Origin of the sequence: Variovorax glacialis (assembly GCF_051216375.1) — a bacterium.
In the GTDB taxonomy this organism is placed as follows: Bacteria; Pseudomonadota; Gammaproteobacteria; order Burkholderiales; family Burkholderiaceae_C; genus Variovorax.
The window spans coordinates 704,783-730,802 of sequence record NZ_JBPJZT010000001.1; the positions used below are offsets into that span (position 1 = coordinate 704,783).

Consider the following 26,020-nt stretch of genomic DNA (forward strand, 5'->3'; position numbering starts at 1 on the left):
GACCCCGGCCGATCGCACTAGCGGAGCAACCCGAGCTGCCGTGCCTCGAACACGGCTTCGGTCTTGTTGTGCACATCCAGCTTGCCGTAGATGTTGCGCACGTGGCTTTGAACGGTGGAGAGCAGGATGCCCATGCGCTGCGCCGTCTCGGCGTAGGTGAAGCCGCGGGCGACCAGGCCCAGCACCTCGGTCTCGCGCGGGGACAAGGCCTCGCGGCCGGCCGCGACCTCCGCCGCCGGCGACTCGGGGCGAGATTGCCATTGCACGAGCAACTGTCGCGCGATGATCGGCGACATCGGCGATCCCCCCGCATGCAGGCTCAGCACGTGCGCGGCGAGGTCGGCTTCGGTGCCATCCTTCAGCAGGTAGCCGCCGGCGCCGGCCTCGAAGGCACGCAGCATGTTCATCTCGTCACCGAAGATGGTCAGGACCATCATGGCGCAGGCGGGCTGCAGGTCGCGGCAGCGTCGGATCACTTCCAGCCCCGAGCAATCCGGCAGGCCCAGGTCGACCAGCAGCACATCGACGGGGTTGCGGGCAAACCACTCGAGCAGTTCGGCCGCCGTCGAGGCGCCGAAGGCCAGGCGCAGGCTCGGCTCGGCCGCGATCACCCTTTCGAAGCGCTCGCGCATGCCCGGGTCGTCCTCGACGAGGGCGACGCTGACAGGGGCTTGAGGGTCCGGATTCGGCAAACGGCAACTCCGCGAATGAAGAACGCATGTTCGCACGATCGAACGTGACTTATGCACGGGGGACACCCCATGAACTGCGGATGTCCCTGCACGGGGCGGCCGGTAGCGTCCAGGGGCTGTCCAGAGCGCCCGCCAACGAAGGGCCTGGACCGAGCGAAAACTTTCGATAACTGGAGCAGGATCTGATGAAAAAAGTGGCAATGCAGTGGAAATTCAAGTACGCGGTCCTCGCGCTCGCGGCGTCGTTGGCCGCTTGCGGCGGCGGTGGCAGCGGCGGCTTCGTGGGAACCGGAATCGGCGCAGGCACCGGAACTGGCACGGGGACGGGAACCGGGACCGGCACAGGCGGCTCCGGCGGCGGCGTGGCGGGGTCGGGCGCGCAGATCTCCGGCGTGGCGGCCGTGGGCGCTCCCCTCGTCGGCACCGTCACGGTCAAGGACGCGCTCGGCGCCACCCGGACCAAGGACATCGGCACCAACGGTTCCTACCGGGTCGACGTCAGCGGCATGACGGCCCCCTTCGTCTTTCGCGCGGAAGGCCGGGTCAACGGCGTCACGGTCACGGTCCACTCGCTGGCCACCCAGGCCGACATCGACGGCACGATCAACATCACGCAACTGACCAACCTGGTCGTCGCGAACATCGCGGGGCAGATCGCCGCGAACTACTTCGACAAGTTCGAGCAGGGCAGCAACCCCAGCCTGGCCAGCAAGGCCCTGGTCGATGCCGAGGTCAGCAAGCTGAAGGAGAAGCTCCTGCCCGTGCTCACCGCGCTGGGCGTCGACGCCGCGATCGACTTGCTGCACGGCACCTTCACACCGCTGGCGGACCCGATCGACAAGGCGCTGGACGTGATCCGCGTGCAGTACGACACGGCCGCGAACACCGCGACCATCTCCAATATCCTGAACACGTCCACCGTCGTCGACGACCTCGCAAAGCAGGCCGCCGCGGAACCGGTGACCACCAACCCGCTGAGCAGCGACAACGTCGCCACCGGCCTGACCGACCAGGCGCTCGTGAAGAAGGTGCTGACGGACTTCGCGGGCAAGTTCGCCAACGGCCTGCCGGCGTCGGGCGACCTGACGCCGCTGATGACCAGCGGCTTCATGTGGAACGACAGGAACCGCGCCACGTGGGTCGCCGAACTCACGCAGGCTTCGGACTTCGTCGGCATCTCGTTCACCGACATCGAGATCAACCAGATCAACTACAACAACGTCAACGGCGTCACGGCGCGCGTGTCCTTCACGCCCAAGACGCCGCAGGGCGTCGAACTCGGCCGCGTCGAGGACTGGCTGATCCGCAAGAGCCTGACGGACGGCATCTGGCGCCTGCATGGCGACCAGCGCAGCCTCGACCTCGACTGGTTCGCGACGACCTCGCTGCACAACGGCCTGCCGGGCTCCGGCGCGTGCGTGCGAACCGGCATCGAGTTCAACATCGTCGATCACAACACGACCAACAACGGCGGCGCCATCAACTCGATCGTGGTGACCGGCCCGGGCCTTCCCGCCGACGGGCTGCACTATGAAGCGGCGCCGGTCGACGAGCGCTGGAAGATCGCTGGCGCCGGGCAGGAAACGTACGTCATGGCCTCCAATTGCGCGGGTGCGTCATCGCCGCTCAGCGATGCGGCCATCGCGGCGATTCCTGACGATGCGGTCTACACGCTGACGCCCTACGACATCAACGGCGCCAAGGTGCTGTCGCCCTCGGGTTCGAGCGATGGCACCTTCCGCATGAAGGTCCAGCGTCGGCCGCTGACCCTGGCCGAGGCCGCCGGCAACGGCGTGTTCCCGGTCATCGCACCGGCCACGGTCACCGCGTTCAACGGCTTCGTGTCCGGATCGCTGGCCTTCTCGGCCAGCAACGTCAATCCGCTGAGCCAGGCCTACGTGCAGATGCGGCGCCAGAACGCCGCGTTCCAGACGCTCGACCAGATGGAGCTCTCGGTGCTGCCGACCGCGACGGGCACGGTCGACACCAGCCTGGACTTCGGCGTCGAACCGCTGGCCGTGTCGAGCGCGATGTGGGTCGAATCGCCCGATCGCTATCGACGCAACATCCAGACCTACTACTACAAGTAGGCGTCGGTAGGGCCGTCGGCGGAAGCCGGTGGCCCGCCAGCCGTTGAAAGGACGGCGCGCAGTGGACATTTCCTTCGACCTGGTCTTCGGCTTCATGACGCTGCTCGTGACCGGGGTCACGCTGGCCCTGGCCCCGCCCGAGAAGCGGATCGAGTTCCTGTTGCACATCACGCTCGTGACCGTGCTCACCGTCTTCGTCATGGAGATGGACTAGGGCGGCGCATCCCGGGACTTCGAGCCTCGCGACCACCGAGGTGTCGTCCGTCTCGATCGCCAGCTCGCGCCGGTGATTGAAGCTGCCCTGCGTCAGCTTGATCACGGATGAAGAACATCGCCTCATTTCATCCGCAACAAATTCCGTCCGCCGCGCAATGCGCTTGATATGTGCGCGAACGAAGCTCCGCACGCACCCATTGCGATGGATGCGAAATCCACACCCGGGGTGGCCCATGAAAACCTGGCGAATCTCGCCGAACAGGAGCATTGACATGAAGCACTTCAAAGCCTGCGTGGCCCTCGCTGCCGCAGCCAACCTTCTTGCGCTGGCCGTTCCCGCGCATGCCGAGCCCATCAAGAACATCGTGCTGGTCCACGGTGCCTGGGTCGACGCGTCCGGCTGGAAGCCGGTGGAGCGGATCCTCGCCCGGGACGGATTCAACGTCACCATGGTGCAGGAGCCCGAAACGTCGTTCACGGACGACGTCGCGGCAGCCAAGCGCGTGCTCGACATGCAGAACGGCCCGACGCTCCTCGTCGGGCACAGCTACGGAGGCTCGATCATCAGCGAGGCCGGCGTGCATCCGAACGTCGTCGGCCTGGTGTACGTCGCCGCGCATGCACCCGATGTGGGCGAAGACGAATCGGCACTGGGAAAGAAGACGCCCAGCGTGCTGGCCAAGACCGAAGGCGCGATCAAGGTGACGCCCGATGGCTTCACATATCTCAATCCGGCGGACTTTCCGCGACTCTTCGCGCCAGACCTGCCTCGCGAAGTGGCCGACTTCAGCGCGCGCTCCCAGGTCCTGGCTGCGGCGAAGGTCTTCAGCACGCCGCTCACGGCAGCGGCGTGGAAGACCAAGCCCAGCTGGGGCATCGTGGCCGGCAACGACCAGATCATCAATCCCGATCTGGAGCGCTGGTACTACGCGCGCGCGAAGAGCCAGACGATCGAGATCAAGGGCGCGAGCCACTCGGTGTACGAATCACATCCGACCGAGGTGGCGCGCGTGATCGAGGAAGCGGCGCAGAAAGTGCAGGATTGACGTGCCGGCCTGGCTGTTTGATTGAGCAGGTGCAGCGTTCAGTGGGTTTCGACCGCCGCGGTGCGCAAATGTTTGACGCCGTACCGCGGCGCCGGGACGGCGCTCGACAGCCGGCCCGACATGGCACGTCGCGCGGCTTCGTACGCATCCCATTCCGCCTGGTCGGGCAGTGAAGGGATGGTGACCCGTTCGCCTTGGTCCAGGCCTGCCAGGGCGGCATCGACCATGTCGTCGGTGCTCATGACGATCTGCTGCGGCAGATGCTCGATCGGCATGCCCGCGATGTCCCAGAACTCCGTCGCCGTGGCGCCGGGAAGGACGGCCTGGACACGCACGCCCTTGTCGGACAGCTCGTGCTGCAGCGACTGGCTGAAGGCGAGGACGTAGGCCTTGCTGCCGCCGTAGACACCGTTGAGCAGCTCGGGAGAGAGCGCGACGATCGAGGCGATGTTGATGATCGTGCCGTTGCCGCGACGGGCCAGCGCGGGCGCAGCCGCGTAGGCCAGGCGGGTCAGCGCGACGACGTTCAGGTTGATCATGTCTTCCATCTTCCCGATGTCGGAGGACAGCAGTGGAGCGGTCGCGCCGACGCCCGCGTTGTTCACGAGCATCGTGATGTCCTCGCGGGTGCGAAGCGTCGCCGCGACCCGTTCGAGGTCCTGCGGGGCGGACAGATCGGCCGTGAGGGTCTCGACGCGGCGTCCGGTCGCCTGGGTGAGCCGGCTGGCAAGGGCACGCAAGCGTTCGGCATTGCGCGCGACCAGGACCAGGTCGAAACCGCGCCTGGCCAGTCGGTCGGCGTAAACGGCGCCGATGCCGGACGACGCGCCGGTGATGAGGGCAGTGCCTCGGCTGTGCTGGAGAGTCATGACATTTCCTTTCGCTACGGAGGTTGTGTAGGCGAAAGTGTCTGTCGGATGGTCGATGGCGTAAATGTCGTTTAACCCACCTTTTATGCCGTCCGGGCGGCGAAGCGAGATCAGCCCTCAGGCTTGTGCGGCAGCGCTCTGCCTGGCCATCCTGCGCATGCTTTGAGGCGGGTGGCCCAGCGAACGGAGGAATGCGCGGCGCATCCGTTCGGGATCGCCGAAGCCCGCTTCCTTGGCGATGACGCCCAGCGTCAGGGTGCCGGCGTCGATCATCACGCGGGCCGCCTCGACGCGGAGGTTCTCGACCGCATGCGCGGGCGATTGCCCCGTCTCGGACTTGAAGGCCCGGCTGAACTGGCGCGGGCTCAGGTGGGCGACCTCGGCGAGTTCCTCGACCGACAGTGCGGAACGCAGATTCGCGCGCGCATGCGACAGCGTCTGCTGGATGCGATCGGACTTCGGCGCCAGTTCGAGCAGGGCCGAGAACTGCGACTGCCCGCCCGCGCGCCGGTGGTACACGACCATCTTCTTCGCCACCATGCGGGCCACCTCGACCCCGAGGTCATCCTCCACGAGCGCGAGCACCAGATCGATGCCCGCCGTCATCCCTGCCGAGGTCCATACCAGCCCGTCGTGGATGAAGATGCGGTCGGGCTGGACCTTGGCCAGCGGGTGGCGCTTCTGCAGCTCGTTCGCAAAGGCCCAGTGGGTGGTGACGGTGCGTCCGTCGAGCAGACCGGCGTCGGCCAGGCCGAAGGCGCCCGTGCAGATGCTCGTGATGCGGCGGGCGCTGCGCTGGCGGGAACGGAGAAAGCGGCAGAGCTTTTCCGGCGTCGGCCCCATCGTCAGCGCACCGGTCATCACGATCGTGTCGAACTTCGCCGTGTTGAATTGCCTGGACGAGACGCATACCCCGGACGAGCTTGGAACCTGACCGCCCGTCTCTGAAAAAACTTCGACCTTGTAGAACGGCTGCGCGACCTCGGCATTGGCGAGCTCGAAGGCGGCGATGGCCGCCAGGTCCAGGATCTGGAAGCCGGGAAAGACGAGGATGGCGATGTGTTTCATGATGGCTCGAAAGGAGGGAACCGGGGCTGTCGAGCAAGGCTACGCCGCATCGCTTGCCCCCGTCAAACGCCGTCCTTTTCCAGCCCGGTCGCGCGAAGTCGACAGCGCCTTCGGGGCGCTGCCCCACGAATCAACCGTCGCGCCGCGTGTCCGCGAAGGACACGGCCCCTTCCTGCGCCATCGCATCGAGCTCGTCCGCGGTGTAGCCGAGCCGGCCGAGCACCTCGCGCGTGTGTTCGCCGAGACGCGGCGCCGGTGCGAGCGGCGGCGACGGGGTGTCGTTCCAGTAGGTCGGCGAGCCGAGTGTTCGCAGCCGGCCTTCGGTCGGATGCTCTTCTTCCCCGATCAGGCCGCTGGCCCGCAGCTGCGGGTCGTCGATCAGCGTGTCGAGCGTCGCAGGCACCTGGTTCGGGATGTCGATCCCGTCGAGCAGGCTGCGCCACACCGCCGTGGTGCGCGTCGGCATGACGCTCGCCACGAAGCCATAGACCTCGTGGATGTGGCGTGAGCGGTTGCGCTGGGTCGAGAAGTGCGCGTCCTGCTCGAACCTCTCCGGCTGGCCGATGGCCGAGAAGAAGGCGCGCCAGTGCTTGTCGTTGTAGATCAGCACGCTCAGATGGCCGTCGGCCGTGCGGTACGGGCGCCGGTGCGTGGACAGCAGGCGGTCGTAGCCCGCCGGCCCGAGCGCGGGCTCGAAGCTCGCGCCCGCCATGTGATCGGCGAGTACGAAATGCGCGGCGCTCTCGAACATCGGGACCTCGATCGTCTGGCCTTCGCCATCGCGCTCTCGTGCGTACAGCGCCGCGGTGACGGCGTAGACCACGTGCAGGCCCGCCACCCGGTCCACCAGCGACAGCGGCACATAGGCCGGCTCGCCGCCCGTGTACTGCTGCATCAGCGAAGGGATCGCGACCGCACCCTGGATCAGGTCGTCATAGGCGGGCTTGTCCGCATGCGGGCCGCGCGACCCGTAGCCGCACGCCGTCACCTGGATCAGGCGGGGGTTCGCCTGCCGCATCACCTCCGGCCCGAGGCCCAGCCGCTGCATCGCGGCCGGGCGGACGTTGCAGAGAAAGACATCGGCCTGCGCCACGAGCCGCAACAGCGCCTCGCGCGCGACGGGCTTCTTCAGGTTCAGCACCACACTCTGCTTGCCGCGATTGCCGTGCAGGAAGACATGGCCCATGTCGTCGTGCAATGCGTTGCCCGCAAGGCGAACGTTGTCGCCTTCGGAAGCCTCGACCTTGATGACCTCGGCACCCATGCCGGCCAGGGTCAGCGTGGCGAGCGGCCCCAGCACGATGGAGGTCAGATCGATGATGCGCACGCCCGCAAGCGGCTGGCTGGATCTTCCGGTCATCACAGGTCCTCCACGGAGAGAAGGAGGCAAGTGTCGGCCATCGGCGCTTCGTAGGTGGGCATGCGGGATCTTTCCTGGCTGCAAGGTTCTAACGGCTTATATTAACACTGGTAAGATAAAATCAGTGAAACTCGATTGACCTTCATTCTTTGACTGTTAAGATTTCCCGATGGAAAAAGAAGTCACACGCACCCGGTCGACACCGCGAGCGGCCGCCGTCGGCTCGGAGGCCACCGCGACCCGAAAGCCGAAGGCCGCAGCGAAAACGGCCCGTGCCAAGGCCAAGCCTGCGACCCGGGCCGCCAAGTCCGTCAAGGAGAAGGCGGGGAAGGGTGCGGCGGCGCGTCCCTACCATCACGGCAACCTGCGCGAGGATCTCGTGCGCTGCGGCAAGGAGCAGTTGCGCGAAGTGGGGCTGGCCGAGCTGAGCCTGCGGCGCATCGCGGCCGAGGTGGGCGTCTCGCAGGTAGCGCCCAAGCATCACTTCGGCAACAAGGAAGGCCTCCTCGCGGCGATCGCGGCCAGCGGCTTTCGCGACCTGACCGAGTTCCGCTTCTCGAAGCTGCGACCGAGCATGTCGCCCGAGCAGCGACTGCGAACGCTCCTGTCGGCCTACGTGGCATTCGCGACGCTGAATCCCACGCTGTTCCACCTGATGTTCGCGCCGCAGTTCCGCGCGCCGGAGACCCACGCCGAGCTCAACGAAGCGGCGAGCCAGTCCTATCACATGGTGGCGCGCGCGGCGGCCGACTACCTGGCCGCCGAGGGCAAGGCCGACAAGGTCGACCCGCACGAGGTGGCGCGCATTGCCTGGATGTGCATGCACGGCGTGGCGACACTGATCATCGAGAACCGGATCAACCCCTTCGGCGCCACGAAGGTGACGCGCGAGCAGCTCACCAACCAGAGCCTCGACCTGCTCTTCGCCGGCATCCGCGGCCTGCACGGCTAATTGGCGGCGGGTGTCTGGCGGCCGCTCACGTCAGGTAGGCCTGCGCGTTGCGGCGGACGAACGCCTCGATCGACATCGGAGGCGTGCCGGTCAGGCGTTCCACCTGGTCGGTGAGCCGGTCATAGCGGTTCTGGCGATGCAGGAGCGCCATGGCGCACAGATGCGCTGCCAGGTGGGGCGAAGCGGCGTTGGCCCTCAGCTCATCCTCCCACGGCGCCGGCGGCACGTCCACATAGCGGATGTCGTGCCCGAGCGCGCGTGAATAGTGCGCCGCCACGCCGTGCATGTCTTCGCTGCTCGGGCCGGTGAGCTCGTACATCTGCCCGATGTGCGGCGCCGGATCGGCCAGCAGCACGGCCACCACGCGCGCGACGTCGTACGCGGCGATCGGCGATGTCTTGCCGTCGGCAAACGGGAGTCGCAGTTCCGCCCCTTCGCGCACGCCGCGCACGGCAAAGCGGTGGAAGAAGACATCCATGAAGGCGGTGGCGCGCACATGCACGACGGGCAGCCCGCTCCAGTCGAGGACCTGCTCGGCGAGCCAGTGCTGCTTGTGCTGGGGGCTCGGCGAGGTGTGGCTGATGCTCATCTGCGACACCGTCATCTGCGACATGTTGACGAACGCTTCCACGCCTTGATGGCGGGCCACCGCCGCCGCATTGGTGGTCGCTTCGAGATAGTTCGCCGCCACCGACATCGCGAAGTAGACGCGCCGGCATCCCGCCACGGCGCGGTGCATGTCGTCGAGGCTCGTGAGATCGCCGACGACCACCTCGGCGCCCAGCGCGCGTAGCGCCTCCGCGCGTTCGTCTTCCCGGCGCACCATGGCGCGCACCTTGAAGCCGCGCTGAAGCAGCAGACCGGTGACCGTCGGACCGATGGAGCCGACCCGGCCGGCAGCACCAGTGACGAGGATGGGAGCATCGTGTTGCATGTCGATTCCGTTCGATGAGATGAAGCCAGGGTCAATAAGGCCTAGCAATGTAAAGATGGAGTGAAGAAGGTGAACTGTGTCGCCCCCTCCGGTCAGGGCGCCGAATGGACGTCGAGACACGCCACAGAGGCGGCCGGCGCATTGGCGTAGAGCGCTTCGACCTGGGCCGAGCGGCGTTGCAGCACGGCGCGCTGGTTGATGTAGCCCTTGTCGGTGATCTCGAAGGCTTCCGCCACCGGATATTCCGACTGCAGCACGGCGCGGATCACGCGCATGCTCGAGCCGCCCTGCAGGCGTTCGAGTTGCGCCGCCAACCTCCGCACGAGCGGTCCATGCCGGACCAGGTCCTCGCGCGCAAGACCGCTGGCGTCGGGGAAATCCCTTCGCACGGCGCGCTCGTTCATGAAGAGGAGGGCGCCCACGTACGCGCGGTCATGGCCCGTCAGCACGGCATCGCTCACGTACGGGGCCAGTGCATCGATGACGCGCTGGCGCAGCGAACCGACGCTGACCCAGGTGCCCGAGAGCAGCTTGAACTCCTCGGCCACCCGGCCGGCGAAAGCGAGGCCTTTGAGCGGATCGTCCGGATCGATCCGGGTCACGGCATCGCCGGTGCGAACGAAGCCTTCGGCGTCCATCTCGGTGGCCGCGCCGCCGAGGTAGCGCGGCGCCAGGCTGCCGCCCGCCAGGTGCAGTTCGAAGCGATCGCCCAGCGGCTTCAGTTTGGCGACGATGCCCGGCGCCGGCAGCCCCAGGGCGCCGCCGCTTTCCATGTCCCAGGTCGTGCTCAGGCCCGGGCCCGAGGTCTCGGTGGCACCGTAGCCCGAGGTGATCGGCAGCGCGTAGCCCACATGGCGGATCGCGAGCGTGCGCAGCCGGTTCACCAGTTCGACGGACAACGATGCGCCGCCGAAGGAAAGGTATTCGAGCCGGCTGAAGAAGCCCGCGGCCAGGGCGTCGTCCTTCTCGAGTTCCGCTGCGAGCATCGCGTAGCCCAGCGGCACATTGAAATAGAACGTCGGGCTGACGCGACGCAGGTTGCGCAGCGTTTCCTCAAACTTCCCCGGAGCGGGCCGGCCGCCATCGATGTGGAGCGTGCCACCGAAGCGCAGGAGCCTGCCGAGCGTCACGTTGCCGCCCATCACGTGGTGCCAGGGCAGCCAGTCCAGGTAGGTCTGAGGGGTTGCGGGACACGCGGACAGGTTGGCCGCGGAGGTCGCCTGCGCGGCTGCGAGCATCGCGTGCGTCATCACGACGCCCTTCGGGATGCCGGTCGATCCGGAGGTGAACAAGATCTTGGCCGCATGGTCACCGCGCGCGGTCGCGTGGGCATGCGCGAGCGCTGCCGGATCGCGTGCGATCGGAGCGTCGATCCAATCGGCAACGCGATGCCGGCCGAGGCGTGAGGATGGCGCGATGCCGAGGAGATCGAGGGCGGCCTCTGCGCCGTCCAGCGTCTCGCTGTAGACGAGGTCCGGGTGCAGGAGGTCGAACATCCGGGCGAGGCGTTCCGAACGGGGGCCCGCGGCCACGTAGGCGGGCGTGATCGGCGCGACCGTCCAGCCCACGTAGAGGGCGGCCAAAGTCAACAAGGCCTGGTGCACCGAATTGCCGGACAGCACCGCCAGCACGGGGCTGCGCTGCGCAGTGCGCGGGCCGAGCGCCAGCAATGCGTGGCCGATCGCCCGGACGGCGGACCAGGCGCGTCGATAGTCGAGTTCGATGAGGACGCCGTCGCTCCCCGTCTCCGTCAGCATGATCGCGTCGGGCCGCGCCTCGGCCCAGACGGGCAACCAGTCGACCACGTTCGCCACCACGCACTCGGTCACGGCATCGGGCGTCGGCCGCCCGGGGCACAAGGCGGCGACGTCCTGCGGCCACTGCACCCGCAAGCTGCCATCCGCGCCCTGCGTGACTTCGACGGCACTGCGGCGCAGACCGGCGTAACGCACGCCGGCCGGAGGCTCCGCGCCATCGAAGCGGGCGATGGCGGTCGTCATGACAGGCGGGGTGACGCTGGCGGCCACTCCGCCCCCACTCTGCACACGGATGACGTGACCCTGGGCCACGAGCTTCCTCGCGGTCTCGGGAGTGACGGCGACACGGGTTTCGCCTAGCGCAGTTTCGGACGGCACGCCTATCGGCATTGAGTGGACTCCCATCGGACAACGCGGGCTTGACGTGGCTAGAGCGTCAAGGCGAATCAATATCCTAACAGCGTTAATATAGTTTCCGCAAGAAAAATCTAGGTCAGCTATTCAGTGATGGCTGGCTCATTGCCCGGCATTCGGCGACTGAAAACATTTATCTTGACAGTGTTAGGATCGAATCCCAATAATCTCCCGACCACCTTTGCTGGAGAGACTTCGTGAAGACCGAAAACCGCTACCTCGAGGACCTCGAACAGGGCGAACGCTGGGTCAGCGAACCCATCACCCTGAGCGCGGAAGAGATCGTCCAGTTCGGCCAGGACTACGACCCGCAGCCGATTCACACCGATCCCGAAGGGGCTGCGCGCGGTCCGTTCGGCGGCCTGATTGCCAGCGGGTGGCGTCTGACGGCGATCGCCATGCGCCTGAGCGTACGTGCCCGCAGCTTTGGCGGCACGCCCATCATCGGCGCAGGCGTGGACGAACTGCGCTGGCTGCAGCCGGTCCGGCCCGGCGACACGCTCACGCTCGAGCGCGTGTTCGAAAGCATCGAGCCGCCTGCCCGTGCCGGCGCGCGCGGCACCGTTCGCTCGCGGATGACGGTGCGCAACCAGCGCGAAGAGAAAGTCATGACCATGGTGGCCATCGGAAAGATTCCCGTACGTCCCGCCTGACCGTCACCCATCGATTGAAACAACCCAGGAGACAAGACATGCGACAACTCGTACGAACCTGTTTGATGGCCCTGATGACGGCATGCGCGGCAGCGAGCGGCTGGGCGCAGAACTTTCCCGAGCGTCCCATCACGATCTACTGCGCCTTCCCCGCCGGCGCGAGCGCGGACACCGCGCTGCGTGCGCTGGCGCTCGCCGCTTCGCGTTCGCTGGGGCGGCCCGTGATCGTGGACAACCGCCCCGGCGTGGGCGGCACGCTCGGCGCCACGGCCTTGATGTCGGCGAAGCCCGATGGCTACACGCTGGCCCAGGTGACCAACACGCTCATGCGACAGCCCTTCATCGGCAAGACGAACTACGACCCTCGCAAGGATTTCAGCTACGTCATCTCCCCGACGGGCTTCGAGATGGGCCTGGTCGTGCGGGCCGAATCGCCGTGGAAGACGCTGCCGGACTTCGTGAACTTCGCGCGCCAGAATCCGGGCAAGGCGCTGTTTGCGACCAGCGGTGTCGGCACGGTCCAGCACCAGGTGATGGAGCAGATCGCGCAGAAGGACGGCGTGACCTGGACCCATGCACCCTACAACGGGACAGCGCCCGCGCTCAACGACCTGCAAGGCGGCCACATCGACGCGGTGTCGGACCCGTCGGCCTGGGCGCCTTTCGTGGACAGCGGCAAGTTCCGGTTGCTGGCGGTCTACGGACCCACGCGGCTGAAGCGCTGGCCCACGGTGCCTACGCTCAAGGAACTCGGCTATGACGTCAGCGAGATCGTTCCGTGGGGCATCGTGGCGCCCACGGGGACCGACCCGGCGATCGTCAAGAAGCTGCACGACGCGTTCCGCGGCGCGATGACCGATCCCGGCTTCATCGACACGATCGCGCTGCTCGGGCAGGAGCCGCGCTACATGGGATCCGCCGAGTACGAGCAGTACATGCGGGGCCGCATCGATCTCGAGCGCAAGGTGGTCGACAAATACAACCTGCGCCTGCAATAGCCCGCGTCGCACTGCGCGGACATCAATCTCTCACTCATGGAAACCAGCTTATGTTCAAGAACGAACTCCTGAAGGGCAAGCGCATCCTGGTCACGGGCGGCGGCACGGGCCTCGGCCGCGAAATGGCGAGCAAGTACGCTGAACTCGGCGCCGACCTGTACCTGTGCGGCCGTCGCGCCGACGTGGTCGAAGCCACCGCCCGCGAACTCTCGGAGTGCCATGGCGTGAAGGTCAAGGCCGCGAGCCTGGACATCCGCAATGCCGATGCGGTGGAGCGCTACATCGAGTCGATCTGGCAGGACGGCGGGCCGCTCGACGGTCTGCTGAACAATGCGGCCGGGAATTTCATCAGCCGCACCGAGGACCTGTCTCACCGCGGCTTCGACGCCGTCGCGAACATTGTCATGCACGGCACCTTCTACATGACCCACAGCGTGGGCCGGCGTTGGGTCACGGAGGCCCGCGAGGCGCAGGCGCGTGGCGATGCGGCGCCCACCCGGAGCGTGATCTCGATCCTTGTGACCTGGGTCTTCAATGGCGGGCCCTACGTCGTGCCTTCGGCCATGGCCAAGTCGGCCATCGCGAACATGACCAAGTCCCTGGCATCGGAATGGGGCCGCTACGGCGTGAGGCTCAATGCGATCGCACCGGGCGAGTTCCCGACCGAAGGGATGAACGCCCGGCTCTCCCCAGGGCAGAAGACGATCGGCCGCGAAGCGCTCAACCCGATGCAGCGCGTGGGCCGCATGCCGGAGCTCCAGAACCTCGCGACCTTCCTGATGGCGGAGGGCGTCGACTGGATGACGGGCCAGGTGATCACGATCGATGGCGGCAACGCGCTCGCGACCGGTGGCAACTTCTACGCCTACCGCTCGTACGAGGATGCCGACTGGGATCGAATCCGCGACACCATCCGCGCCCAGGACCGGAAGGACAAGCAGGTGCAGGTCAGCGTCGCCTGAGGGCGCAAATGGCCAGGTCCACGATCTGGCCGTAGAGCCACTTGATGTCAGCAGGCGGCGATCCTGTTGACTCAAGTGGCTCTCTTCATTCCTTCGTCGCGTCGTTTCGCAGATCCGCATGCGCCCCGATGACATCCGGGGGCGATGGCACGAGATACAGCGCGTCGACGGCCGCCGAGCGGCGCAGCGTCACGGCGCGCTGGTTCACGCTTCCCTTGTCCGTGAGCTCGTAGGCGTTCAGCGAAGGCGCCTCCGTCTGCAGCAGGATCCGCTCGACCCGCCGGGACGATGCCGTCGACGTCGCATTGAACGCCCGCAGCGCGTCAGCAAGACGCGCGCGAATTGCTGGATCCGCCACGAGGTCCGCATCGCCAACCTGGGCCGGCGCCTTCGCGAACGCCCTGCACGCCGAGGCGTCGAGCCATGCGAGCGCTGCCACGTCTGCGCGTCCTTCGCCAACGATGACCGCCTCGCGCAAGAGGGGCGCGCAAGCGGCGAGCAGGCTTTGGCGCAGCGCGCCGGTGCGCACCCACGTGCCGTTGCCGAGCTTGAAGTCCTCGGCGAAGCGGCCGCCGAAAAGCAGCCCGGCCTCGGGGCGGTCGGGGTCCACGAACCGGACGGCGTCACCGAGCCGGTAGAAGCCGTCCTCGTCGTGGGTGTCCTGGCGTTGAACTGCCCCGCCGAGGTAGCGCCCTGAGACGTGCGGCGCCCTGGCGCGGAGTTCGAAACGGCCTGGCTGTGTCGGATCGGGCACGAGCTTGACCTCGCAGCCGGGCAGCGGCACGCCGATGCAGGCGGTGTCGGTCGCTTCCCAGGTGCGCATCAGGACCGCGGACGTGGTCTCGGTCGCCGCATAGGCGGTGCCGATCACGATCCTGCGGCCCAGGGTGCGTTCGGCCACGCGCTGGAAGCGCTCGTGAGTGTCGCGGGGCAGCATCGCGCCGGCGAAGTAGGCGAACTCCAGCCGCCCCAGCATGTGCGCGGCGAAGGCCGGATCGCGCTCCATCTCGTCGACCAGCATTGCGTAGCCCGCGGGCACGTTGAAATAGTAGGTCGGCGCCACCTCGCGCAGGTTCGCCAGCGTCTGCGCAAAGCGGCCGGGCAGGGGACGACCGTCGTCGATGTAGAGCGTGCCGCCGAAGCGCAGCAGGCGCCCAAGGACGACGTTGCCGCCCATCACGTGGTGCCACGGGAGCCAGTCGACCTGCACCATGGTCTGCGCCGGTCGATGGACGACGATCTGGGCATTCACCTGCTGGGCCGCGGCGAGCATCCGGTGCGTCATCACGACGGCCTTGGGCACGCCGGTCGATCCGGACGTGAACATGTACTTGGCCACGGCGTCGGGTGTGCCGAGCGGCTCGATGATGGCCTCGTCCGGCGCGCAGGTGTCGACGAAGTCCGCGAAGGTCGAGGCGCCGGAACCGGCGCCGGTCGCCACGATCGTGCGATCGGCCGGCAGGCCCGCGGCCTGCAGCGCACGGGCATAGGCGGTTCCGTCCTGCGCAAAGACGATCCACGGCTCGACGATGCCGAGCACCGCACGCAAGCGCTCCAGCGCGCCCGGCGCCAGCGCGTAGGCCGGCGAGATCGGAGCGAGCGGGACGTTGGCCCAATGGGCCGCCCAGGCCATCAAGGCGTGCTCGATGGCGTTCTCCGAGAGGATCGCCAGGGGACGGTGCGGTCCCGCTCCGGCCTTGACGAGGGCACCCGCGAGCCGGCGCACCGTGCCCAGTGCCTCGGCATAGCTGATGCGCCGCCATGCACCGTCCTCGGTGCGCTGCGCCAGGAGGGTCTGATCCGGATGGATGGCGGCCCAGTGCGCCAGCCAGTGAAGGATGAACGGCGGATGCGGCTCGAGCACGCGCGGCGAGCGCAGCAGCACGGCGCCCGCATGGTCCTGCTCGACGAGCACGGCAGGTTCGTCGAAGACGGCCAAAGGCGCGTCCGCGGCCCGGTCGGGACTGCTCTCTGTCATGTCGATCTCCAAAACTTAACGGCGTTATGTTGTGCTCGCCATCTTTGAGCCGCAGGAGCCATTTGGCTAGTCCGTACAAACCCTAGGCTTGTTCCGGAGCATTTGAAGAATCAAACTTGACAGTGTTAGGTTTGAGCGCCTATGCTGACTTCCTCGGACATCGGCAACCCCGCAACAGGAGACAGAAATGCACTTGACTGGTACCCATCTTTTCCCTGCCATGGACCGCGTGGTCTTCGGCAGGCCCATGGCGCAGGTGGTCGCCGACGAGGCCGCGCGACTGGGCAAGAAACGCGTCTTCCTCATCGTCAGTCGCACGCTGAACACGGAGACCGACGCGATCAGCACCTTGCGCAATGCGCTGGGCGAGCGCTTCGCGGGCCTGTTCGACGGCGTGCCGCAGCACACCTCGCGCGAGGTCGTGGCCAGGGCGACACGGGCGGCCCTCGATGCCGAAGCGGACCTGCTGGTGGCGGTCGGCGGGGGGTCGGTGGTGGACGCGACCAAGATGATCTCGGTGTGCATGGAGCACCGCCTGGTCGATCCACGTCTGGAAGGCCTCGATGCGTTCGAGACCAAGCCCGGGCCCGACGGTCGGCCCATCCGTGCCGAGTTTCGCGGGCCCTCGGTGCGCATGATCGCGGTGCCGAGCACGCTCTCGGGTGGCGAGTACAACGCGGGCTGCCTCGTGACGGACACCGAGCGGAAGCTCAAGCAGACCTTCTTCCATCCGCTCATGATGCCGATGGCGATCGTGCTGGATCCGCAACTCGCCCTGCATGCTCCGGAGACCCTCTGGATCGGCTCCGGCACGCGCGCGATGGACCATGCGATCGAGGCCCTGTGCAGCCGCATGGGCACGCCGCTGGTCGACGCCGTCGTGCTCGAAGGCATCCGGCGCATGGTCGACGCGCTGCCGCGCAGCAAGGCCGAGCCGGCCGACGTCGAGGCGCGGCGGGACTGCCAGATCGCCTCCTGGCTGTGCTCCTACGGCCTCCAGTCCCGCGTGCCGATGGGCGCCAGCCACGCCATCGGCCACGTGCTCGGAGGCAGCTGCGACGTGCCGCACTTCCTCTGCACGCCCGCGATGATGCCCGGCATCCTGAAGTACAACGAACCGGCCTCGCAGGACGCGCAGCGCCTGCTGGCGGGCGCGCTGGGCCATCCGGACCTGAGTGCGTCCGAGGCCTTCCGGCGATTCGCCGCGTCGCTCGGCCTGCCGACCAGCCTTGCAGGTGTCGGGGTCGGGCGCGAGCAGTTCGACCTGATCGCCAGGAACACCATGACCGAGTTCTTCATCTTCAGCAATCCGCGCAAGGTGCGCACGCCGGAAGAAGTGCTCGACATCCTGGCGCTGGCCGCGGAATGAAGGAGGACGCGGCCATGCCCACGCATTCGAACCTTGGCGGCGTCAGCCGCCGCACCGCGCTCGCATCCCTTGCGCTGTTCGCGATCTCGGCGCGCGCCCAGGACTTTCCGCGCAGGCCGATCACCGTGATCTGTCCGTTCAGCCCGGGCGGCACGGCCGACGTGCAGCTGCGCGCCCTCGTCGTCGCGGCGGCGCGCGACATCGGCCAGACCATGATCGTCGAGAACAAGCCCGGCGCCGCGGGCACGCTGGGCCCGTCGACCCTGGTCGGCGCCCACGCGGACGGCTACACGCTGTCGCTCGGGACCACGATCGCCCTGCTGCGCCAGCCCTTCATCCAGCCCACGCGCTACAACCCCGCCAAGGACTTCACCTACATCGCCGGCGTGACCCGCTTCGAATGTGGCCTCGTGGTGCGTGCGGACGCGCCGTGGAAGACGCTCGACGACTTCCTTCGCGAAGCCAAGCGCAATCCGGGCAAGGTCTCCTACGGCACGGTCGGCGTCGCCACGGCCCAGCACACGGCGATGCTGCGGCTGGCCGAGAAGGCCGATGTCGACTGGACCAACGTGCCCTACAAGGGCTCCGGCGAAGTCTTCAACGCGCTGCTGGGCGGCCATGTGCAGGCGATCTCCGAAACCTCGGGCTGGGCGCCGTTCGTCGACTCGGGCAAGTTCAGGGTGCTCGCGTTGTACGGCGACAAGCGGCTCAAGCGCTGGCCCGACGTGCCGACGCTCAAGGAACTGGGCTACGACATCAGCGAATCGATCCCGTGGGGAATCATCGGCCCCGCGGGCATGGATCCGGCGGTCGTGAAGAAGCTCCAGGACGCGTTCCAGCATGCGCTGCGCGATCCCGCCTTCGAGGCCAACCTGGCCTCGGTCGGGCAGGAAGCATGGGGTGCGGATTCCCGCGCCTTCACCGACTACGTGAAGTCGCGCATTCTGGTCGAGGAAGACGTCGTGCGTCGCTACCGTCTCAAGTTGCAGTGAAGGATTCGAACATGTCAGCCAGTCAACCCATTCTCGTGACGGGCGCCGCCGGCGACGTCGGCGGCATCGGCCGCAACGTCACCGCGCTGCTGCTCGCCAAGGGCCACCGTGTGCGCGCGCTCGTGCGCAGGGAGGATGAAAGGGCGCAGGCGCTGCGCGACCTCGGCGCCGAGGTGGTCCAGGGCGACCTGACCGATCTCGATGCCATGCACCGGGCGATCGAAGGCTGCGCGCGTGTCTACTTCGGCATGTCGGTCTCGCCCGCCTATCTCGAGGCGACCGTCAACACGGCGGCGGTCGCGCTGCATCACGGCGTGGAGGCCTTCGTCAACATGTCGCAGATGACGGTGACGCAGATGAGCATCACGGAGAGCACGCCGAGCCCGCAGCACAAGCTGCACTGGCTGGCCGAGCAGGCGCTGCAGTGGTCGGGCCTGCCCGTCGTGAATGTTCGCCCGACGGTCTTCATGGAGGGCTTCTTCCTGCGCTTCGCCGCCGCCGGGGTGCGCCGTTCCGACGAGCTGGCCCTGCCGATGGGGCAGGGCAGGACCTCGCCGATCTCGGCGGTCGACGTCGCGCGCACGGTCGCCGCCATCCTGGACGACCCTTCGCCCCATATCGGAAAGATCTACAACCTGACCGGGCCCGAATCGCTGGACCTCGATCAGTACGCGCGCGAGTTCTCGGAGGCGCTGGGGCGCACGATCCGCTACCGCGACATCCCGGTGTCCGGATGGCGCCAGAAGCTGCTGGAAGCCGGGCTGCCGCCGCATCTGGTCGACCATGTCTCGGCCATGGCGGCGCTCAATGCGCAGTCGCGCTACGACCGCATGACCGACGACGTGCTCAGGCTCACCGGAGAGGCGCCCATGCGGGTGCGCGACTTCGTGCGGCTGCACGAGGAAAAGTTCGTCCTGCGCGCGACGTCGACCGCGGCCTGAGGCCACCTCCTCCATCGTTCATCCTGGGAACCACCATGACGCTACCCACCGTGCTCGCCGATCGCCTGCGACTTCCCGTCGTGGCTTCGCCGCTCTTCATCATCTCCAACCCCGACCTCGTGATCGCCCAGTGCAAGGCCGGCATCGTCGGGTCCTTCCCGGCGCTCAATGCGCGGCCCAAGGAGGATCTCGAAGTGTGGCTGAACCGCATCGAGCGCGAACTCGCCGAGCACGACCGGCTGCATCCCGATCGTCCGGCGGCCCCGTTCGCGGTCAACCAGATCGTGCATCGCTCGAACGACCGGCTGGAGCACGACATGGAGGTCTGCGTGCGCCACCGCGTGCCGATCGTCATCACCTCGCTGGGCGCGCGACCGGAGATCAACGACGCGATCCACAGCTACGGCGGCATCGTGCTGCACGACGTGATCGACAACCGGTTCGCGCGCAAGGCCATCGAGAAGGGCGCGGACGGCCTCATTGCCGTGGCGGCCGGTGCCGGCGGCCACGCCGGCACGCAATCGCCCTTTGCGCTGATCCAGGAAATCCGCCAGTGGTTCGACGGGCCGCTGCTGCTGTCGGGGGCAATCGCGTCGGGACGGTCGATCCTCGCTGCGAAGGCCCTCGGCGCGGACCTGGCCTACATCGGCTCCGCCTTCATCGCGACGCGGGAGGCCAATGCGCCGGACGGCTACAAGGACATGATCGCCGCATCGAGCGCCGAGGACATCGTCTACACGAACCTCATCACCGGCGTTCACGGCAACTACCTGCGGCCCTCGATCGTGGCCGCGGGCATGGATCCGGACGATCTGCCGGTAAGCGATCCGACGAAGATGAACTTCGGGTCCGACCGCCAGAAGCCCAAGGCGTGGAAGGACATCTGGGGCTGCGGACAGGGCATCGGGGTGCTGCGGAACGTGCCGACGGCCGGGCAGCTCGTCGAGCGCCTGGCCACCGAATACGACAGGGCCCGCAACGAACTGCTGGGTCGCGTGGAAGCGCCCGTCGCGGCGCGATCGACGAGCGGCACCCGCATGATGGCGATGACCTGATCCGTTCACGGGCGGCACGACTTCGGCGTATCCGTACACTGGCATCAGTCCCGTCCGACAGACCGAGATGCTGCGACAGGGATGATCGGAGTTCGTCCGCACCGTGGCGGAAGCCCGGTGCCCCAACGCTTTCAGGAGAGCCCGAATGACCAGCAAGAACACGATCTGTCTTTGGTACGAACGCGAGGCCGTGGAGGCCGCCAATTTCTACGCGAAGACATTTCCCGACAGCGCCGTCGGCACGATTTTTCGCGCACCGGGTGACTACCCGGACGGCAAGCAGGGTGACGTCCTGACGGTCGAATTCACCGTCGCGAGCATCCCTTGCATCGGGCTCAACGGCGGGCCGCATTTCAAGCACAACGAATCCTTCTCCTTTCAGATCGCGACCGACGACCAGGCCGAGACCGATCGTCTGTGGAATGCGATCGTCGGCAACGGCGGCGAGGAGAGCGCGTGCGGCTGGTGCAAGGACCGGTGGGGTTTGTCGTGGCAGATCACGCCGCGCGCCCTGACCGAGGCGATCGCCGACCCGGACCGGGCTGCAGCCAAGCGCGCCTTCGACGCGATGATGACGATGAAGAAGATCGACATCGCGACGATCGAGAAGGCACGGCGGGGCTGAGCTATTGCGATGCCCGCTACCAGATAGCGGTTCCCGGCCCGGCGATTGATTCGATTCGAGAAAAAGTGTTTGTCGGATCGCGGCTTTCAGCGGGCGTCTGCGCGACTTAAATTTCACTTCGCAGCGGTCGCGGATTCACGAGGCCGCACCCGCCAGGGGTCGCAACTCGCGACCTAACCATCAAGGAAATCGACACATGAACGCCAACTCTTCCGCCAATGGCTCTGCATCGGAAGCCGGATCTTCGATCGGCATCTCTACCGTCCACGCCGACCGGTTCGAGCGTCAAGGAAATGAATCGACGGGCCAGACCTGCACCGGACGGGTGAGTCACGCCGGCGCGGCGCCGACGGAATGGGACGAGTGGAAGTCCGTGCGGGACCTTGCCTGATCCGATGCTCGGGGAGGCTGTCTACCGACCGGCCTCGGAGATACCCGGATCGCTGGATGCCCCGGCGGACTTCATCAGCTCGGGCGAAGAGTACGGGCTGCCGTCGCGGCGCACCATATCCCGCGCGCGGAAGATGTCCTCTGCCTGGATCTGCTCGACGACGATTCTCGGCTGCTGCTGAACGCTCCGCTCGGTGGCGGGATCGCCGCAAGGTCGGTCCGTGACCGTCATGCGACCGTCGGGCCCCTTGCAGTGATTCACTGGATCCGCGATGGCGGATTGGGCTGCACCGACCACTGCCAGGATGACGAGCAAGCGCAAAGCGTTCATTCGCTGATCATAGGGCGGCGCATCGCGTCTCGTCCAGCAGTTGTGCTATGCACGTCGTCGTACCGCCGCACCCGGGAATCCGTAGCCGACCGTGATGAATTGCGCAATTCACCGAGTCGCAGGGAGTCAGTACACCTTCTTACATATCGCTTCAGGCGTCTTCGCAAATTCTGCAGGCGGCCTACAGTTGGCTCCATGGAGAGATACAGATCGAAGTCCTTTTTCATTCAGGAGGTGTTATGGAAGCAGTCACCGACGACGCCGGCCAACTCAGGGCCGCGGCCACCAAGGCAGAGGTAGCGGCCCGTCGCGCCCACAAAGCCGCGACCGAGGCCTTCCAGCACTTCCTGAAGAACGACGGGGTCGCGCCCCCCGACCAGGCCTTCGACGCGGCGAAAGCGAGCGCCAAGGCCGCGCAGGAGGCCTGGCGCAAGTACGTGCATCACTTCGCCCTGCACGGCGGGCACCTGCATCGCTGCTGACGGAACCGGGCTGCGGGGGCTGCCGGGTTACCTGGAAGCCCTGCGCGCAGGCGCCGTCGCGGCGCGTTTGATGACTGGCTTTGCCGCGGCCGAGGCCCCGGCCTTGGAAGACCGCGGTGCCCGCTTGGCGGGTTTCCTGGGCGCACCGCTCAACGCTTCGAGCAGGTGTCGTCGGGCAAGCTCGTACGAAACCGTTTTCTCAGGCATGGCGACCTCGACTGGTAGGGAATCGCGCAGGCCGGCGGGGGTTGGGTCAACGGCCCGGGCGCCTGGATTCCGAGGTCGATGCTATGAGGCCGCGGTCTCGAAAGCCAGCTTACGTCCCCAAAGCACGCAAGCCCCTCGTGGGAATTCGCGATGCCCTATCGCTTCCAGAATGCCCACCACGCCGTCCGTCGTCGGGCCGGAGAGCGCAATTCCGCACCCAGGGTCGACAACGCGCCCTGTCGCCGGCGGAGCTCGCGCTCCAGCACGTGCGCCAGGTCGTTGGCGTCCTGCTCGCCCTGCAAGGCACGGCGGCGCCATGCGGCCGCCTGCTGGGCCAGCTCGTCATCGCTCAGACTCTCGGGGTTCAAGGACATCGCGGCCATTGTGAGGGGTTCTCGCAACCTCCATCCCCCGGAATTACTCGGAGCACCACCGCGTGCCGCCGGGTACCCTGTTCGGTGGATGCCAGGAAGGCTTCGCGGCAGCAGGGTCATCGGCCCATGGGGTGCAGCGCGATCACGGCCCAGGCGCCGTCGTTGAAGGCCGCCCTCCCACCGAGGGCAGGCAGCAGCGCCTGACCGTCAGGAAGCGCCTGTCAGCTTGCATTCCGGACTGACCGCCGCCGTCACCTTGGCCACCGGCTCGACGGCGCGCAGTTCCATCTCGGCCCGTCCTTCCCCCGCCTTCACTGCCTGCACGATGAGCAGGGGGCGCAGGAGTTGATGATCCGCGGCTCGCATCTCCACATCGCCCACCACGGTCGCCAACTTGATCCCCGCGAGGGCCTGACGTACCGCATCGACGTCGGTGGAGTTCGCCTTGAGGATCGCAGCGTGCAGCAGTTCGAAGGCGAGATAGGCATCCACGCTCAGGTACGTCGGCTTGCGCTTGAACCGGGCCTCGTACGCCTTGACGAACGCCGCATTGCGCTCTCCCGGCATCGACCAGAAATAGCTCTGCGTGCCGTAGACACCGACCGTGCTGTCACCTTGCCCGCTCAGCAAGACTTCGTTGACAGTGCTGGCCGAGATCACGGTCTTGTACTTCGCGAACAGGCCGAACGCCTGCTGCTGCTTGGCAAAGGCAATGCCCGCGGATCCCGGGTAGAGCATCGCCAGTCCCTCGGCGGGCTTGGCGTTCAACTGCGAGATGTAGGAGCCGAGGTCGGTCGCGGTCATCGAGGCGAAGATCGTCTTCTCGATCGTTCCGCCGTTGTCCTGGACGAGGGCGCCGAATTTCTTGGCGTAGTCGTGGCCGACTGCGTAGTCGGCCATCAGCAAGTCCCAGGACTTGATGCCGCTTTCCTGCAGCTGCGTGCGCAGGCCGTTCATCACCATGCTGTCGCTGGTGTCGATGCGAAAGTAGTTCTTGTTGCAGTTCTTGCCCGTGAGGTCGTCGCTGGTGGCGTTCGCATCCAGGAACAAGGCATTCATCCCTGCCACCTTGGCCGTGATGGCCAGCGCCGTGCTCGATGCGTTCAGGCCCGTGAAGAAGGACACGCCGCCTTGCGATACGAGCTTGTCCGCGGCCGCCATGGCTGTCGCGGGCGATCCGGTGTGGCTCTGGATGACCAGTTCGTACTTGCGTCCCAGGGCACCGCCCTGGGCATTGAGCTGTTCGACCGCGAAGGCCGCGCCCTCGGCGATGAACGACCCGTTGGCGGCGAACGGCCCCGAGTCGATGTTCACGACGCCCAGCCTGATCGGCCCCTGACTCTGCGCCAGGGCCAAGGAGGACAGCGAACCCACGATGCCGGCCGTGGCGATGGCAAGGGCCAGGCGGCGGCGGTTGTGACTGATCATGATGACTTGTCTCCATTGAGTGCATGTTGCTTTGGTGCGCTGGCTGCGCTCGCCAGCAGGACTTCGACGTCCGGCAACAGATCCGGACTCGACTCCCAGGCCTGTGGCGCAAACCAGGCGCGCTGGAACCCGATGATCGGACGGCTGCAGGCGACGACGATGCCTTCCACCTCCTTGCGCAAGCCCGGATGGCCTTCGGGCAGGCCTCGAACGATGCGACTGAGCTCGGTGCGCAAGGCGGACGAGACCGCCTCGAGCTGGACCTGCCGGGCTTCGGCCGAGGCGAGCAGCGCCGTCGCCTGGCCGCACAGCCTCGTCAGTTCCGGTGCGCCGCTCCCGAGGCGCTGCATCGCCTCGGCCGCGCCGCTGCCCATCGCCAGGTACAGCCTGAGCTCGAACCGCACGCGGTCACCGATGAGGTTCACGCGCTTCGATACGAAATCCAGGTACTTCGTCATCAGCGCGACCTGCTCGCGCGCGAGCGTGTCGCTCGCCTGTGCCACGCAGGGCCCGATAGTCATGTCGAGCGACGACATGCACCCCCGCAGCCCATTCAAGGTTCGATCGGCCATCAGCAGTCCTCCATGGATTTCAGCAACTCGTCCGCGAGGGAGCTGACCGCTCCTTCGACGAAGGCCAGAAGCACGTCCTGGTGCGACTTGCCCAGGCGCACCACCCGATAGGACGACGCCATGCTCGACACCATGAGCTGATAGGTGTTGAAGACGCGGTAGTAGTGGAGTCGACGGGGATCGATCGTCAGCCCCGACAGGCGCTCGTAGTCCGCATAGAACTGCTCCAAGGGGATCAGTCCGCTCACGAGGAATGTCTTGCCATCCTCGGCCACATTGCCGAACAGGTGCGTCGTCGTATAGGCCAGGTCCCTGTGGCGGTCGCCGAGATAGCCGCGCTCCCAGTCCAGCCATCCGTTGATCCGTCCCGACTCTTCGTCGAACAGGAAATTGCCGCTTCGATAGTCGCCATGCAGCACGCTCACCCGGTCCAGTTCCGGCAGGTTTTCCTCCAGCCAGTTGGCGGCGTACTCGATCAGCGGGAAGTCCTCGCCACGGTCTTCCTCCCACACGCGGCGCACGCGGTTGAGTTGCCACAACGCAGACTGCGTCGAGCCGACTGCCGGGACATCGAACGCGTCGAGCCGCGCGCCAGACCAGTCGAAGGTGTGGATCGCGGCCAGGTGCTGCATGAACTGCGGTGCCAGTCGCGAGCGCAACTCGGGCCCGAAACGTGTGCCTGTTCCGCTGACCCTTTGCCGGTCGTCCGACGGCTTGGCGGTTCCTTCGATGAACTCGTAGACGATGGCGGGTTCGGGAAACCATCGGCCGTCGGCATCGACCCAGTGCGTTCGAGGAACGGGAACGGCCGTGGCGACGGCCGTGATGAGCTGATGCTCGCGCCGGCGGCTGGTGGCGTTCAGCGACTCTGCCGGCTCCATTCGCACGACCAGGCGCGTCGAGGTCCGGCCGGCCGCGGGATCGTTCCATTGCAGCGTGAAGCCGAACTGGAGTTTCGATGCGCCGCCTGTCAGCCATCGCTCTTCGGAAAGCGTGAATGCCCCCTCGACATGGTCCGAGAGGAAGCCCCGCACATGGCCGGACATCTCTTCGAGCGTCGGTATACGGTACGGGCCGCTGGCGCGACGCCGCATCTTGCGCGTCAGCATGAGGTCATATTCGGCCTCGGTCGGGTAGGCGGCGCGCACCGCCGCGCTGAACGCTTCCGCCGGCGCATCCCGCATCCGGTCCGCCGCATCGTCGCCTGCCGGCGCGAACATCCGGCCGGGCTGCGGCGGCGCTTCAAGGACTTGCATCGCTGCTTC

General features: G+C 66.9%; 26 protein-coding genes. 14 read left to right on the plus strand and 12 right to left on the minus strand.

Features of this window, described 5'->3' with window-relative positions; genetic code table 11:
- Positions 1-17: 17 nt before the first annotated feature.
- Complete coding sequence (locus tag ACSFBL_RS03495; RefSeq protein WP_435514348.1) at positions 18-692, minus strand: response regulator transcription factor; 675 nt, start codon at positions 690-692, stop codon at positions 18-20.
- A gap of 185 nt (positions 693-877) precedes the next feature.
- Between ACSFBL_RS03495 and ACSFBL_RS03500 the strand changes: the two genes are divergently transcribed.
- The 3 genes from ACSFBL_RS03500 (at position 878) to ACSFBL_RS03510 (ending at position 4,044) form a co-directional block, all read left to right on the plus strand.
- A complete protein-coding gene (locus ACSFBL_RS03500; RefSeq protein ID WP_435514349.1) occupies positions 878-2,782 on the plus strand; it encodes a hypothetical protein in 1,905 nt (634 codons plus the stop codon).
- A 61-nt stretch (positions 2,783-2,843) separates the two neighbouring features.
- Positions 2,844-2,996 (plus strand): hypothetical protein, encoded by a 153-nt coding sequence (locus tag ACSFBL_RS03505; RefSeq protein ID WP_435514350.1) that lies wholly within the window; start codon positions 2,844-2,846, stop codon positions 2,994-2,996.
- A gap of 274 nt (positions 2,997-3,270) precedes the next feature.
- On the plus strand, positions 3,271-4,044 hold the full coding sequence (locus ACSFBL_RS03510; protein WP_435514351.1) for an alpha/beta hydrolase: 774 nt from the start codon (positions 3,271-3,273) through the stop codon (positions 4,042-4,044).
- 38 nt (positions 4,045-4,082) lie between these two features.
- On the opposite strand, the gene ACSFBL_RS03515 is transcribed toward ACSFBL_RS03510, so the two are convergent.
- The 3 genes from ACSFBL_RS03515 to ACSFBL_RS03525 all read right to left on the minus strand — a co-directional run bounded on the left by ACSFBL_RS03515 (position 4,083) and on the right by ACSFBL_RS03525 (position 7,341).
- Entirely contained in the window at positions 4,083-4,913 is an 831-nt protein-coding gene (locus ACSFBL_RS03515) for an SDR family NAD(P)-dependent oxidoreductase (protein ID WP_435514352.1), read from the minus strand.
- A gap of 117 nt (positions 4,914-5,030) precedes the next feature.
- Entirely contained in the window at positions 5,031-5,981 is a 951-nt protein-coding gene (locus ACSFBL_RS03520) for a GlxA family transcriptional regulator (RefSeq protein WP_435514353.1), read from the minus strand.
- Between the two features lie 130 nt (positions 5,982-6,111).
- Positions 6,112-7,341 carry a CaiB/BaiF CoA transferase family protein gene (locus ACSFBL_RS03525; protein ID WP_435514354.1) on the minus strand — a complete coding sequence of 410 codons (1,230 nt, stop codon included), beginning with the start codon at positions 7,339-7,341 and terminating at the stop codon, positions 6,112-6,114.
- A gap of 169 nt (positions 7,342-7,510) precedes the next feature.
- On the opposite strand from ACSFBL_RS03525, the gene ACSFBL_RS03530 reads away from it, so the two are divergent.
- Complete coding sequence (locus tag ACSFBL_RS03530) at positions 7,511-8,293, plus strand: TetR/AcrR family transcriptional regulator (RefSeq protein ID WP_435514355.1); 783 nt, start codon at positions 7,511-7,513, stop codon at positions 8,291-8,293.
- Between the two features lie 25 nt (positions 8,294-8,318).
- Here ACSFBL_RS03530 and ACSFBL_RS03535 read toward each other — a convergent pair whose 3' ends face one another.
- Together ACSFBL_RS03535 and ACSFBL_RS03540 are read right to left on the minus strand one after the other, a co-directional pair.
- Positions 8,319-9,227 (minus strand): NmrA family NAD(P)-binding protein, encoded by a 909-nt coding sequence (locus tag ACSFBL_RS03535; RefSeq protein WP_435514356.1) that lies wholly within the window; start codon positions 9,225-9,227, stop codon positions 8,319-8,321.
- A 92-nt stretch (positions 9,228-9,319) separates the two neighbouring features.
- Positions 9,320-11,389, minus strand: coding sequence for an AMP-binding protein (locus ACSFBL_RS03540; RefSeq protein ID WP_435514357.1), 2,070 nt, complete (start codon positions 11,387-11,389; stop codon positions 9,320-9,322).
- Positions 11,390-11,595: 206 nt separating this feature from the next.
- On the opposite strand from ACSFBL_RS03540, the gene ACSFBL_RS03545 reads away from it, so the two are divergent.
- The 3 genes from ACSFBL_RS03545 to ACSFBL_RS03555 are packed head-to-tail and all read left to right on the plus strand — an operon-like array spanning position 11,596 to position 14,011.
- Complete coding sequence (locus ACSFBL_RS03545) at positions 11,596-12,051, plus strand: MaoC/PaaZ C-terminal domain-containing protein (protein WP_435514358.1); 456 nt, start codon at positions 11,596-11,598, stop codon at positions 12,049-12,051.
- 38 nt (positions 12,052-12,089) lie between these two features.
- Positions 12,090-13,049 (plus strand): tripartite tricarboxylate transporter substrate binding protein, encoded by a 960-nt coding sequence (locus ACSFBL_RS03550; RefSeq protein WP_435514359.1) that lies wholly within the window; start codon positions 12,090-12,092, stop codon positions 13,047-13,049.
- A gap of 50 nt (positions 13,050-13,099) precedes the next feature.
- Entirely contained in the window at positions 13,100-14,011 is a 912-nt protein-coding gene (locus tag ACSFBL_RS03555) for an SDR family oxidoreductase (RefSeq protein WP_435514360.1), read from the plus strand.
- 85 nt (positions 14,012-14,096) lie between these two features.
- On the opposite strand, the gene ACSFBL_RS03560 is transcribed toward ACSFBL_RS03555, so the two are convergent.
- Positions 14,097-15,989, minus strand: a complete 1,893-nt coding sequence (locus ACSFBL_RS03560) for an AMP-binding protein (protein ID WP_435514361.1) — start codon at positions 15,987-15,989, stop codon at positions 14,097-14,099.
- 187 nt (positions 15,990-16,176) lie between these two features.
- Here ACSFBL_RS03560 and ACSFBL_RS03565 point away from each other — a divergent pair, with 187 nt between their 5' ends.
- The 6 genes from ACSFBL_RS03565 to ACSFBL_RS03590 all read left to right on the plus strand — a co-directional run bounded on the left by ACSFBL_RS03565 (position 16,177) and on the right by ACSFBL_RS03590 (position 21,362).
- Positions 16,177-17,358, plus strand: coding sequence for an iron-containing alcohol dehydrogenase (locus tag ACSFBL_RS03565; protein ID WP_435514362.1), 1,182 nt, complete (start codon positions 16,177-16,179; stop codon positions 17,356-17,358).
- Positions 17,359-17,372: 14 nt separating this feature from the next.
- On the plus strand, positions 17,373-18,350 hold the full coding sequence (locus ACSFBL_RS03570; RefSeq protein ID WP_435514363.1) for a Bug family tripartite tricarboxylate transporter substrate binding protein: 978 nt from the start codon (positions 17,373-17,375) through the stop codon (positions 18,348-18,350).
- 11 nt (positions 18,351-18,361) lie between these two features.
- On the plus strand, positions 18,362-19,291 hold the full coding sequence (locus tag ACSFBL_RS03575) for an SDR family NAD(P)-dependent oxidoreductase (RefSeq protein ID WP_435514364.1): 930 nt from the start codon (positions 18,362-18,364) through the stop codon (positions 19,289-19,291).
- Positions 19,292-19,326: 35 nt separating this feature from the next.
- Positions 19,327-20,346: an NAD(P)H-dependent flavin oxidoreductase gene (locus ACSFBL_RS03580; RefSeq protein WP_435514365.1), complete on the plus strand. Its 1,020-nt coding sequence runs from the start codon at positions 19,327-19,329 to the stop codon at positions 20,344-20,346.
- A gap of 145 nt (positions 20,347-20,491) precedes the next feature.
- Positions 20,492-20,971, plus strand: coding sequence for a VOC family protein (locus tag ACSFBL_RS03585; protein WP_435514366.1), 480 nt, complete (start codon positions 20,492-20,494; stop codon positions 20,969-20,971).
- A gap of 196 nt (positions 20,972-21,167) precedes the next feature.
- Complete coding sequence (locus tag ACSFBL_RS03590; protein WP_435514367.1) at positions 21,168-21,362, plus strand: hypothetical protein; 195 nt, start codon at positions 21,168-21,170, stop codon at positions 21,360-21,362.
- A gap of 21 nt (positions 21,363-21,383) precedes the next feature.
- Here the strand turns inward: ACSFBL_RS03590 and ACSFBL_RS03595 are convergent, their stop codons facing one another.
- Positions 21,384-21,692, minus strand: a complete 309-nt coding sequence (locus ACSFBL_RS03595) for a hypothetical protein (RefSeq protein ID WP_435514368.1) — start codon at positions 21,690-21,692, stop codon at positions 21,384-21,386.
- A 239-nt stretch (positions 21,693-21,931) separates the two neighbouring features.
- On the opposite strand from ACSFBL_RS03595, the gene ACSFBL_RS03600 reads away from it, so the two are divergent.
- Complete coding sequence (locus tag ACSFBL_RS03600) at positions 21,932-22,174, plus strand: hypothetical protein (RefSeq protein ID WP_435514369.1); 243 nt, start codon at positions 21,932-21,934, stop codon at positions 22,172-22,174.
- 362 nt (positions 22,175-22,536) lie between these two features.
- Here ACSFBL_RS03600 and ACSFBL_RS03605 read toward each other — a convergent pair whose 3' ends face one another.
- The 4 genes from ACSFBL_RS03605 to ACSFBL_RS03620 form a co-directional block, all read right to left on the minus strand.
- The gene (locus ACSFBL_RS03605) at positions 22,537-22,755 is read right to left on the minus strand and encodes a hypothetical protein (RefSeq protein WP_435514370.1); all 219 of its coding nucleotides are present in this window, start codon (positions 22,753-22,755) and stop codon (positions 22,537-22,539) included.
- 207 nt (positions 22,756-22,962) lie between these two features.
- On the minus strand, positions 22,963-24,183 hold the full coding sequence (locus ACSFBL_RS03610) for an ABC transporter substrate-binding protein (RefSeq protein WP_435514371.1): 1,221 nt from the start codon (positions 24,181-24,183) through the stop codon (positions 22,963-22,965).
- Positions 24,180-24,755 (minus strand): hypothetical protein, encoded by a 576-nt coding sequence (locus tag ACSFBL_RS03615; RefSeq protein WP_435514372.1) that lies wholly within the window; start codon positions 24,753-24,755, stop codon positions 24,180-24,182. The genes ACSFBL_RS03610 and ACSFBL_RS03615 overlap by 4 nt, the downstream gene beginning before the upstream one ends.
- Positions 24,755-26,011, minus strand: coding sequence for a phosphotransferase family protein (locus ACSFBL_RS03620; RefSeq protein WP_435514373.1), 1,257 nt, complete (start codon positions 26,009-26,011; stop codon positions 24,755-24,757). The genes ACSFBL_RS03615 and ACSFBL_RS03620 overlap by 1 nt, the downstream gene beginning before the upstream one ends.
- Between the last annotated feature and the right edge of the window lie 9 nt (positions 26,012-26,020).